An 11,876-nucleotide genomic window follows, 5' to 3' on the forward strand; every position below is an offset into this window, starting at 1 on the left:
ATTAAAAAAATGTCGCTCAAATTGTATGATATGCATCATGCAACAGGAAGATGAATAGCAACTAACGTTCCTTTGCCGGGGGCTGTATCAAAATCGATACTTCCGTTGAGATAGTCGATCCTTGCTTTCATATTCTTTAAACCAATGCCGCTTTCTTCATCCAGTTGTTGCAGATCGAATCCCTTTCCGTTATCTTCAATGGTAGCGCTGATGCCATCTTTGTCTTTAATGATGGCAATATCTAAATGTGATGCACCGGAATGTTTAATTACATTGTTCACACACTCCTGCAGCACACGGTACAAAACGATCTCCACATCTTCGTTCAACCTTTCCTGTAAACCTTCAACATGCAGGTTTACTTTAATCACTTTCTGATCGATCTTATCAAGAAACTCAGCAACAGCTTTACCCAATCCTGATTTCAGTAACATGTTCGGCATCATCTGGTGACTCACCGTTCTTACTTCTTTACAACTTTCATCAACCAAACCAATGATGCGTTCAAACGAAAGTTTCTGATCAGCGTTACTGAACTGTATCTCGTTCTCAAAAGCAGACAAATTCATTTTGGCAGCACTCATCATTTGCCCTACACCATCATGGAGGTCTTTGGCAATACGCTGCCGTTCTTTTTCTTCGGCTTTCATTACAGCGCTGGCCGCCAGTTGCTGTTGCTCAAAAACTGTTTGTTGCAGTTTCGCTTTTTGTTTTAATTGATTGCGGTTGTAGAATAACCAGGCTAATGCCAAGCCGAATAACAGTGCCAACGAAATGCCGGTGATGAGGTAGTTTTTCCTTGTAAGATTAAATTGTTGCTCCTGTATGACCTTTTCCTTTTTCTCTGTTTCGTATTTTGTTTTCATTTCAGCCAATGCTTCTTCAGATGCATGAGTGTAAATACTATCCTTAAGGTCATTCATTTTTTTGTACAGCTCACTGGCAGCAGCATAGTTGCCTGCTTTTTCATGATTCAGTGCAATGGCTTTGTAGATCATGGGAAATTTTGCCTGCAGGTTTTTCTCCTGCGCAATACGCAACGCTTCGTTACCTGTACGTAAACCTTCTGTTGTATTGTTCATAAGTGCATACAACTCTGACAGCACAGCAAGGTCTGATACAATAAAAAAAGCATCACCTGTTTTTTCACGAATGGGTTTTGCTTTTAAGAAACAATCAAGAGCTTCACGGTATTTACGTTCAGCCGTATAAGCAGTACCCATAATATTCCAGCCATTTGCTTCGGCTTCAATGTTCTTTTGTTGCTGTGCAATACGGATGCCTTGCTTTACAAATTTGTAAACCGAATCGTATTGTTTAAGTGCACCATAGCAGGATGCAAGATTATTATAGCTCACCGCAAAGCGAACCGGTAGTTTAATTTCTTCAGCAAGATCAATGGAAGAACGAAAATGCTCGATTGCTTCTTTGAATTGATTCAGCTCCATATAGGCCCAGCCGATATTGTGTAATGATTTTACCATTACAACTTTCTCGTTTCCCTTCTCTGCTTTTTTAAGTGCCATATAAAATTGCTCCATGGCTTCTTTCTGCCGGTTCATACGCATGAGCGCAAGACCAGCAGCGGAATAGTACTGCGATTGCAAAGAATCGGTTCCTTGTACTTTGTTAAGCAGACGAATATTTTTTGATGAAAGCAGCAGACCTGAATCAGGTTTCGACATGCTCATGTAATAATACACTTTGTTTACTTCAGCCCGTAACTGCATTGTTTCGTTGTGTTGTTTGCCGGCTAGTTTCACCAATTCGTCAGTCACTTTTGCTGACGAGTCGGGGTTGCGCATCCTGAATTCATTGGAGAGCAGGAGCAGCAGATCCATTTTACGGTCAATATCTTTTTCGCTGCTGATGAGTTTACGCAGGCTGTCGGTCTTTGGCGATTGTGCATACGAAGCAGTGCAGCCGTATGTTGCTAAGAAGAATAACAAATATGTAATGAATGGTCTCATTTTACAGCGTGCTGTTGAGTGGGTACATGAATTGCTACCAATGTTCCGTTGCCTAGTGAACTGTCAATGTCAACGGTGCCTTTTAAGAATTGAATACGGCTCCGGATATTTGAAAGACCCATGCCATCCTCTTTTTGCTGCAGATCGTTTGAAAAACCTTTGCCGTTATCTTCAATGGTTACACTGATGCCATCGTTATCATGAATGAGTGATATGTCGAGTGTGCTTGCTTCTGCATGTTTAATACAGTTGTTGATGCATTCCTGTATTACACGAAATAAAATGGTCTCAGTTGTTGTGTTCAACCGTTCGGTAAAACCTTCACTGTAGAAACTAACCTGCAGTTCTTTGTTGCTGATCTTGGCGGTTAACTCTTCAACAGCATCGGGCAAACCTTTGTTGAGCAGGGCAGCGGGCATCATGCTATGGCTCACCGCTCTTACTTCTTTACAACTGTCATCTACCAGCTGAATAATATTCACCAATGATCTACTTTGATCGCTATCCTCAATTTTTGCTGTATTGTAAAACGAAGAAAGGTTCATACGTGCAGCACTCATCATTTGTCCCACACCATCGTGCAGGTCTTTGGCAATGCGGGTGCGTTCTTTTTCTTCAGCTTCCAGTATTGATTGCGCAGCAAGTTCCTGTTGCTTTAAAATTTCTGTTTGCAGTTTTACCTGTTGTTTCCAACGGTAACGGTTGTAAAGTAAAAAACTGATGACAGCTGTAAAAGCAACAAAGCAAAGGATCAGGAATATTTGTGTGTTTTGTTTTTTGATCGTGAATTGCTGAACCTGTATCTGCTGTTCTTTTTTATTGGTTTCATATAAGGTACTTAGTTCCTCGATCTGTCTTGTTTTCTGTGCAGTGAATAATGAATCTTTAAGTTGTGTGTGCCAGGTGTAATAGTCCAATGCTTTTTTGTAGTCACCGTTTACATTGGCAATGCGGCTTAGTTCTGCATAGTTATTTGAAAGCAGTTCTTTGTATTGCATTTTCTCAGCTACTTTATTACTTTCTTCAAGATAATATGCTGCACGTTCGTACTTGCTCCATGCGCCATACATAATACCAAGGTCGGAGTAGCTTAATGTAATTGCAAAAGTATCCTTCAGTTTTTGCCTTATGCCGAGTGCCTGAAGGTTAAAATCTTCTGCTTCTGTGAACTTACTTTGAAGACCATATACACCGGCAAGAAAACTCAATGACCATGCCCGGCCGGCTTCGTCTTTTAAGAGCGTAGACATTTGCAGCGATGCCCGGTAACGACGGATAGCTTCATCATAATTTCCCTGGTATTCATACACAACACCACTTTCATTCATGATCATTTGCATACCACTTGAATCGTTAAGTGAACGGAATAAATCATATGCCCGATCGTAGAAAACAGAAGCCCGCTTTAAATCTCTTGTTTTGCGATAGAGTTTCGCAATATCATTTATAACGTAACCAAGTTCCTTCTGTTTGTTTCTGCGTTCTAAAATTCCTGCAGCAAGAAAATAATAGGATGCAGATTTTTCATAGTCACCTTTAAAATAATTAGCCATCCCGAGATAACGGGTTAACTCAGCGTAGGAAACAGAATCTTTGAGTTTGGATGCAACAAGTAAACCTTCTTCGCCAACCTTGATCGTTTCGTTAAAACTGATCAGACTTAGTTTGCCGGTGAGCAGCATATAAGCTTTCAATCTTACTTTGTCATTGGTTGTTTTGCCAATAGTAGCACGCAAGCTGTCAATTGTTGTGTCTTGTGCAAACACAGCCAATTGAAGAAAAACAAATAGTAATGTGGGTAATGCAGTTTTGGGTTTGGGCCACATGGTGCTTACAAGTTAAGCACTTCTTTCATTCCGAAGAAACCGGTTTTATCTTTTAAAAATTCGGCTGCGAGTACGGCACCCAATGCAAAGCCGGTGCGGTTATGTGCCGTGTGTATGATCTCAATATCATCAATGGCAGAACTGTATTTTACATGATGCGTGCCGGGCGCAGGATCGATCCGTTCACTAATGATCGACAGATCGCCGGGATGTGCAGAAACTTCGTTCACCCATTTTTCTTTACGGCCCAACTGCTCAAGCACTTGCTCGGCCAATGAAATGGCAGTGCCGCTTGGTGCATCTTTTTTTGCGGTGTGGTGGATCTCCTTGAGTGTTACTTCGTAATTACTTTGCGGTGCCATCAATTGCGCCAGACGCTTATTCACTTCAAAGAAAATGTTTACACCCACGCTGAAGTTGCTCGCAACAATTAATCCTGTGCGTGCCGCTTCGGCAATGGCTTTTGCTTCATCCAGTTTTTCTAACCAACCGGTAGAACCACAAACTACAGGCACAGCTTGTTGCAAACAGAAAGTTACATTCTTAAAGGCAGTATGCGGACTTGTAAACTCGATCACCACATCTGCTTTCTTTATATTTTCAGGAGTAAGATCGTGCAGGTTATCTGCATCAATGATCAATACAGCTTCGTGGCCACGTTCTTTTGCAATTTCATGGATGGCTTTTCCCATTTTCCCATAACCGATCAGCGCTATGTTCATCTAAATAGTTGGTTTGATTTTTTATAACGATGACCGTTGTGGAAACAATCATCTTGCTGAATTATTCTTTCCAAAGGTAAAGACTAATCCAACTGACGCCTGTTTGGTTACAGGATTTATAGTAGGGTTCACCCGCATCGACAGATCATCTGATACTTCAAACGCTTTCAAATGACCATCAACTGTAGCATCCACCACATTCAATCCCCACAAAAGAATAAAGATCAATACAGAATAATCAACATACTGTCTTACACCAATACGGTATTGCCGCACTGATTCGGCATCAACAGGTTGAAATTTTGGCTTAATGAGATAGTCGTTCGATGCAATGGTATCAACCTTATAACGGTAGGCATCTCTTGCATCAATATATTCTTTGCGGTTGTAAATAAAGAAACCTGCTGCAGTGCCTAATGCACCATACACAATGGGAATCTTCCAGTATTTTTTATTGTAGGCTTGTCCCCAGCCCGGAATAATTGCAGAACGGATGGTTGCTTTGCGTGGCGAGTGTTCTGCTTTCTTTTTGATTGTGTCAACAGCCGGGTTTTTTATGGTATCTGTTTGCACAGAAGCCACAACCGGTTTAACTGCAGCAGTATCCTGTGCATTAACAGCGTGCAGTAAACCAAACGAGATGAGTATAAGAAAAAATAAATGCCTCATGTGTTATTCAACATCGGTGCCCAGCGTTTTCAGTATCTGGTTGAATTGTTCAAGCGAATAATATTCGATCAAGATACTGCCATTGCCTTTTTTGCTATGGTTCACTTTTACTTTAGTACCGAATTGCGATGCTAAGTTATCTTCAATTCGCTGAAAGGCCTGCGGCAAACTGCCCTTTACAGCAGTTTTAACAGGTGCCGATTTATATAATTGACGAACCAATGCTTCGGTTTGTCGAACGGATAATTCTTTTTGTTTTACCTGGTGATAAACATATAACTGCTTATCAATTGTATCTACATTGATCAATGCTCTTGCATGCCCCATGCTCAACGCACCTGTGCGAACAGCCAGTTGAATATCCGGCGGCAGTTTCAATAAACGGATATAGTTGGTAACAGTGGTACGGTCTTTCCCCATACGTTCTGCCACTTGCTCCTGCGTGTAATCCAGTTCTTCCATCAGTCGTTTGTAGCTGAGTGCGATCTCTACTGCATTCAGGTTTTCACGTTGCAGGTTTTCGAGCAATGCCAGTTCCAGCAATTCCTGGTCATTTGCCTGGCGGATGTAAGCCGGGATATCTTTTAACCCTGCAATTTTGGAAGCACGCCATCTGCGTTCACCCGAAATAAGACGGTATTTACCCGCACTTGTTTTTGATACGGTGATAGGCTGAATGATGTCGTGCATTTTGATGCTGTCGGCCAGTTCCTTCAGCGCCTGCTCGTCGAAATCACGACGGGGCTGTTTGGGGTTAACATCAATATCGCTGATGGGAATGCGAAGCATGCTTGTAACAGCCTCAGTTACAGCTGGTTTCAGCTGGCCGGCTGTGGTTTTCAGATCTTCATCAATACTTTGCAGCAGGGAACGGATTCCCTTTCCTAACGCATCTTTTTTTCCGGGGGTAGACATAATATCGTGTTGTTACAGTCTGCGAAGTACCTGAAAAAAAACCAAAAAACAAGAATGGGAGTAAAGGGTGTCAATAGCAACTGGCAGAGCAGCGAAGAGTATTATTAAATAAATTAATCGCCACCTCCACATCCGCTACTGCAACTCGATCCGCAACTGGAGCTTCCGCTGTCTCCGCTATCGCTGGCATCACTAAAATCGCCACCAGCACCTCCACCGCCAAAATCACCGCCATTGAAATCCGAAAAGTGAGGATCGTCGAAATAACTAAAGAGTGGGGCTTCATCCCCATAACTTGAATTGCCACCGTTACTGTAAACGATAGTTGATTGACGTTGATAAGCTTTTTTAGCTGCGTTTAGCTGAGCATCACTGAACTTTGGCAAGTCCCATATTGCTGCAGGTGCGTCAAAACCAAATTCGGTACGGTAGAGTAGTAATGTTTTGATGTATTGTTCAGCATACGCCTCCGTTTGATCATCAAATGGGATAAGTTCAGGATGATGATCGAAATTGTATTGAATCACTTCATCGCAAAACTGACGATAGGGTTTTGTGAAAAGCAAATGCTCATGCCAAACAATGTCTATAATCTTGGAGGGAGTTACTTGAAAATTGCTGATAATACCTAAGTAAACAAATTTTTTGTATTCATGGATTGCATGCAGAGCAAAATTGGTATTCCAGTTATGCTTTCTTTTTATTTTATCAGCAAATGCTTTTGTGGAAGCGTCTTCTCCGCCAAATAATTCTGTTATCTTATTCCAAACATTCGGAGGAACAATATGGTTAAAATGATAAGAATCCAATTGTGACCATAATTTTTTTTTGTCGATTTCAGGCATTATCAAAGAATTAGTATGTAATTATTTAAGTAAACTATACCCCAACCAGGTTGCAGCTAAACCCAGCAACAAACTTCCAATCGCATAGAAGAAAAACATCCCGATACGTTGCTGCTGCAACATGACCAGACTTTCGAGTGAGAAAGCAGAAAAAGTTGTAAACCCACCACATATTCCTGCTGCAAGAAACAATCGCCAGTTGGTTGCAAAGTTTTCGCTTCTTAAAGCATAGGCAAACACAAGACCGATAATAAAACTGCCAATAATGTTCACCAGAAAAGTTGCAAGCGGGAATGTTGCATGTTTAAACCAAACTGCAAATGCATAACGCAACATGCTGCCTGCCGCACCACCAAGACCAACGAGGAGAATATTTTTCAGCATAAGGAAGAAGTTAGTAGATAGAATACAGAATTTAGAATAAAACAGATAATGGGTTTGTTTTTTCTTCTATCTTCTCTATTCTGAATTCTTTACAGGTTCCCGGTAAACGTATAGTTGAAATCAACCTGCCATAAACCATTACGCTTGATCACCTTCACCGGCATTTGTTTCTTTTTGTAAGAGTTGGAATAGTTTACGATCACGACAGTGTCGCTTACATTATCAACTGAATGAATAATGATGGATGAGCCTTTATAACCTTCCTTATCTTTCTTGCTCATTTCATCTTTGTATTTTTTTTCGATGAGATCGAGCTCATATAAATTCAAACTGTCTTTGATCATCAGTTGTCTTGCCCAATCGTAATCACCATCCAGTGAGCTGCGGATAAATTCACGGGCTGTATCCAATGCTTCAGTTGGGCGTTCACGTTCCTGCTGGCAGGAAACGATGGTTACAATAACAGCGAATAAAAAAAGAATTCTCTTCATGTGCCCAAATGTACAAAAGGGATTGATTTGAGGAACAGTTTTAACAAGGACATAGATTCACAGATGACACTGATGCGGCAGTTAGTACAGATTTTCTTGGCCAATCTGCGAAAATCTTTTCAATCCGTGTTATCTATGACTACATAAAAAAAATCCCGTCTCATTGCTGAAACGGGATGCGGTTGTACTACTACGCTTATTCAGGGTTGTTAAAATGATCAATTCTAATAAATAAGCTTCGTAGCACTTGTATATGCTGCGGTGTAAGTACGCTCTTTTAACGACGGTGGTAGCTGTTTGGCTGCTCCTGGTCGATCTTATGATCTTTGTCGTAAGCCCTGATGATGGCTTTCACCAAACGGTGACGAACCACATCTTCTTCATCGAGCTCAATATGACTGATCCCATCGATGTTCTTTAAAATGCGGATACCTTTTTCCAAACCACTGCGTTGGTTCTTTGGCAGATCCACCTGCGTCATATCACCTGTAATGATGGCCTTTGCATTGGCACCAATACGTGTGAGGAACATTTTCAACTGAAGGTCAGTTGTATTCTGTGCCTCATCCAAAATGATGAACGCATTATCCAACGTACGGCCACGCATATAAGCCAGTGGTGCAATTTCAATTACACGTGTACTCATATAGTAACCAAGTTTATCCGCAGGGATCATATCGTCCAATGCATCATATAACGGACGCAGATATGGATCGATCTTTTCTTTGAGATCACCGGGAAGGAAACCAAGACTTTCACCAGCTTCAACAGCAGGACGTGTGAGAATGATCTTCTTTACCAGCTTGTTCTTTAATGCACGTACTGCAAGTGCAACAGCAGTATAGGTTTTACCTGTACCTGCAGGGCCAATGGCGAATACGATATCATTTTTGTCAATTGCACCCACCATCCGTTTCTGGTTTTGTGTGCGTGCACGAACAGTTTTACCATTGGGACCAAAAACAAGAACTTCGCTTGGGTTTCGTTCCACAAAGGCATCAACTGTTTCCTGGTCGTCGCCGCCGAGGATCTGTTCAAGATAATTTTCGCTGAGCTGTCCGTTACGTTCTAAGTATGCAATGAGGAGATCAATTTTTTCTTTTGCCTGATCTACCTGTTCGGGGCTGCCACTTAATTTGATTTGTGTGCCACGTGATAAAATTTTTAAGAGTGGAAACTTTTTCTTGAGGATGTCTAATTTACCGTTGTTAACGCCAAAAAATTCAATCGGGTTAACGGTTTCGAGGTTAATGATCGTTTCAGTCAAAGTTTTTTCAGTTTAGCGGCCGGTACCGGAATTAGTGTACTACGTTGCGCAGGCGTAGTAAAGATTTCAGCACCAAACCATGTTCACAATAAGTATCATTTGGGCAACGATACTTCTAACCCTTCCATCTGTTACCAATATTAATCATTGAAAACAGATTTTCATAAAGGTACTTATTCACAGGATGTGGAAACGTTAACAGTTGATGAAAACTATTTTTCGATAAGTAAGATGAAGCGTTGCTGCAACTCCACAGATCTTTTTTTCGTAAGTAATCAGTGGCCGAAACACAAGCAGAATAGAAAAAAACCGATCGCTTTCTGTTTACGGTACTATTTATGTTCTTATAATTTTGATTAATAGGTACTACGGGTTTTATTGAGTAAATTCAGTGATTAGCAACGTATGAAATTAATGCCAGCCATAGTAATCACAGTATCTGTACTTGTTATACTCACAGGTTGCCGAGGCTGTATGAATCAAAAGGGAGCACCGGCTCCATTGGCTGTAACAGATAGTGTAAAGGTTGAACTTCCTTCATCGGTATTTAATATTCCTGTAAAATATGAATTGAAAAATTTTGAGCTATGGATCAACCAGGTGATCAAAGGAAAGTTTCTTGAAACAGTGATCAATCCGTTGAACGATGAACGAGATGAAGCAAAGCTGATCATGACGAAAACAGGAACGATCCAGATAAGTTCAAATGGAAAAGAACTCATTTGCATTGTTCCGCTCAGGTTAGAAGCGGTGTTGCTGAAAAGCAGGATGGGGAAGGGCCTTACCAAGTCAGCCGACACAATGGTGACCGTAGTTAATATTCAGTTATCCACTCCTGTTGCACTTGATAAAAACTGGAATCTTGTTACAAACTTTACGATCGATAAATTAAAATGGATCAAAGAACCGGTGTTCCAGGTTGGACCATTCAAAAAAAATCTGAAGAAAAAAATCAATGATTGGTTGAAAGAAAATGAAGGCACACTCACTAACATCATTGACAGGGAAATTAACAAAACGGTATCAATGGAATCTGCCTTATCAAAAGTGTGGATGGATTTACAAAAGCCCATTATCATCCGGAAAAAATTGCCGAATGTGTGGATCAATTTTGTGTGCACATCAATTGAAGGAAGAATATTACTCAGCCCTTCTACCATTACCTGTCAAACAAGGGTGCTGGCAACAACAAAGATGATCACTGATACAACATTGTTGCCGGCAAGAAATCCATTTCCTGCATACAGACTATTAAAGGAAACTGAAACTGCATCGGATATTCATTTGTATGCGTTTACATCTTTCGAAGAAATTAACGAAGAACTAAACAGCCAGTTGAAAGGGAAAACATTTAATGCAGAAGGTTATTCGCTCAATATTAAATCGGTCAATGCCTATGCATCTGAAGCTGGTATTTCAGTTGAGATTGAAACAAGCAAGGATATTAAAGGGAAGCTGGTTGCCAGTGGAAAACTGGAGTTTGATTCAGAGGAACAGGCATTGGTGATCAGGAATTTTGATTATGCTGTAAGCAGCAACAATACACTTGTAAATGCAGGCGATATGTTGCTGCATCAACAATTGAAAGATACCATTGCTTCTAAACTCGTACTGGAAATGCGAAATTTAATTGACACAGTACCGCAATTAGTGGAGAATGCAATTGCAAAAGGAAAATCCAGCGATAAAATTGACCTGGAATTTGATCATCTTGAAATTCACCGTTGCGAAATTTCAATGGGCGCAACAGGTATACATTTTATTATTCATGCAGAAGCAACTGCAGGAATAAGATTGAAAAAATTAAAGCCGGGTAAACGCCTGCGTATCAGAAAAGCACAAAAGGAAAAATAGAAGTTTCATAACGCAAAATCTCTCTTCCGATCCCTTATTTTTACAGTCTATGGCTGTGTATTTCTCTTCATTGAATTCAGGCAGTAATGCCAATTGCTATTACGTTAGTAATGGAGACGCCGCCATTTTGGTTGATGCCGGGTTATCATGCAGGGAAACAGAAAAACGCATGAAACGTCTTGGGCTGGAGATGGAACAGGTGAAAGCGATTTTTATTTCGCATGAACACAGCGATCATATCAACGGTCTTGAAGTATTGAGCCGCAAACACAAACTCCCTGTTTATATTTCACAGAAAACATTCGCCAACAGCAATCTTTCAATTGATCCATCCCTCGTTCGATATTTCAGAAAAGATGAAACCGTTGAGGTTGATCAGCTACAGATCAAATGTTTCAGCAAATCGCATGATGCCGCCGACCCATTCAGTTTTATGATCAGCTCGCAGAATATTAATGTGGCAGTGATCACCGATATTGGTTACGCCTGCAAACAGGTGCTGCATTATTTTCAGCAAAGTCATGTGGTGTTTCTTGAAAGTAATTACTGTGAAACGATGTTGGCCAATGGCGATTATCCTTATCATCTCAAACGCCGTATCAGCAGCGATGAAGGTCATCTTTCCAATACACAGGCACTTGAGTTGTTTTTGCAATACAGAACGCCGCAGTTGAGCCATCTCATACTTTCGCATCTCTCAAAAAATAATAACACACCCGAAACAGTGAATGCGTTGTTTCAGCCGCATGCGGGTAACACCAAGGTAATTGTGGCATCACGTTACGAAGAATCAGCATTATTTTCTATTGACGCTGTTCCTGTTGCCGTAAGACGCTCACTTATGTCAACAAAAAAGAAACCCAGTAACGAATTACAATTGTCTTTATTCTGACAGTCGGTGAGATTTTCTGAATTCTTTACTTCAATTGCCGT

General features: G+C 40.8%; 11 protein-coding genes. 2 read left to right on the top strand and 9 right to left on the bottom strand.

Going from position 1 to position 11,876, the window contains the following annotated elements:
- Positions 1-35: 35 nt before the first annotated feature.
- The 9 genes from H4075_RS04375 to H4075_RS04415 all read right to left on the bottom strand — a co-directional run bounded on the left by H4075_RS04375 (position 36) and on the right by H4075_RS04415 (position 9,089).
- Positions 36-1,970: a tetratricopeptide repeat-containing sensor histidine kinase gene (locus H4075_RS04375; RefSeq protein WP_182804510.1), complete on the bottom strand. Its 1,935-nt coding sequence runs from the start codon at positions 1,968-1,970 to the stop codon at positions 36-38.
- A complete protein-coding gene (locus H4075_RS04380; protein WP_182804512.1) occupies positions 1,967-3,796 on the bottom strand; it encodes a tetratricopeptide repeat-containing sensor histidine kinase in 1,830 nt (609 codons plus the stop codon). The genes H4075_RS04375 and H4075_RS04380 overlap by 4 nt, the downstream gene beginning before the upstream one ends.
- Before the next feature lie 5 nt (positions 3,797-3,801).
- A complete protein-coding gene (gene dapB, locus H4075_RS04385; RefSeq protein WP_182804514.1) occupies positions 3,802-4,518 on the bottom strand; it encodes a 4-hydroxy-tetrahydrodipicolinate reductase in 717 nt (238 codons plus the stop codon).
- 48 nt (positions 4,519-4,566) lie between these two features.
- Entirely contained in the window at positions 4,567-5,187 is a 621-nt protein-coding gene (locus H4075_RS04390; RefSeq protein ID WP_182804516.1) for a DUF5683 domain-containing protein, read from the bottom strand.
- 3 nt (positions 5,188-5,190) lie between these two features.
- Complete coding sequence (locus H4075_RS04395; RefSeq protein WP_182804518.1) at positions 5,191-6,102, bottom strand: ParB/RepB/Spo0J family partition protein; 912 nt, start codon at positions 6,100-6,102, stop codon at positions 5,191-5,193.
- Positions 6,103-6,215: 113 nt separating this feature from the next.
- Positions 6,216-6,947 carry a glycine-rich domain-containing protein gene (locus tag H4075_RS04400; protein ID WP_182804520.1) on the bottom strand — a complete coding sequence of 244 codons (732 nt, stop codon included), beginning with the start codon at positions 6,945-6,947 and terminating at the stop codon, positions 6,216-6,218.
- A gap of 21 nt (positions 6,948-6,968) precedes the next feature.
- Positions 6,969-7,331: a fluoride efflux transporter CrcB gene (gene crcB, locus H4075_RS04405; protein WP_182804522.1), complete on the bottom strand. Its 363-nt coding sequence runs from the start codon at positions 7,329-7,331 to the stop codon at positions 6,969-6,971.
- 89 nt (positions 7,332-7,420) lie between these two features.
- Complete coding sequence (locus H4075_RS04410; RefSeq protein ID WP_182804524.1) at positions 7,421-7,822, bottom strand: DUF4878 domain-containing protein; 402 nt, start codon at positions 7,820-7,822, stop codon at positions 7,421-7,423.
- Positions 7,823-8,099: 277 nt separating this feature from the next.
- Positions 8,100-9,089 (bottom strand): PhoH family protein, encoded by a 990-nt coding sequence (locus H4075_RS04415; RefSeq protein WP_182804526.1) that lies wholly within the window; start codon positions 9,087-9,089, stop codon positions 8,100-8,102.
- A gap of 474 nt (positions 9,090-9,563) precedes the next feature.
- Between H4075_RS04415 and H4075_RS04420 the strand changes: the two genes are divergently transcribed.
- Both H4075_RS04420 and H4075_RS04425 read left to right on the top strand, forming a co-directional pair.
- Entirely contained in the window at positions 9,564-10,943 is a 1,380-nt protein-coding gene (locus H4075_RS04420; protein ID WP_182804527.1) for a DUF4403 family protein, read from the top strand.
- A 49-nt stretch (positions 10,944-10,992) separates the two neighbouring features.
- Positions 10,993-11,835, top strand: a complete 843-nt coding sequence (locus tag H4075_RS04425; RefSeq protein WP_182804529.1) for an MBL fold metallo-hydrolase — start codon at positions 10,993-10,995, stop codon at positions 11,833-11,835.
- The last annotated feature ends 41 nt before the right edge of the window (positions 11,836-11,876 follow it).

Source organism: Lacibacter sediminis, from assembly GCF_014168535.1.
GTDB lineage: Bacteria > Bacteroidota > Bacteroidia > Chitinophagales > Chitinophagaceae > Lacibacter > Lacibacter sediminis.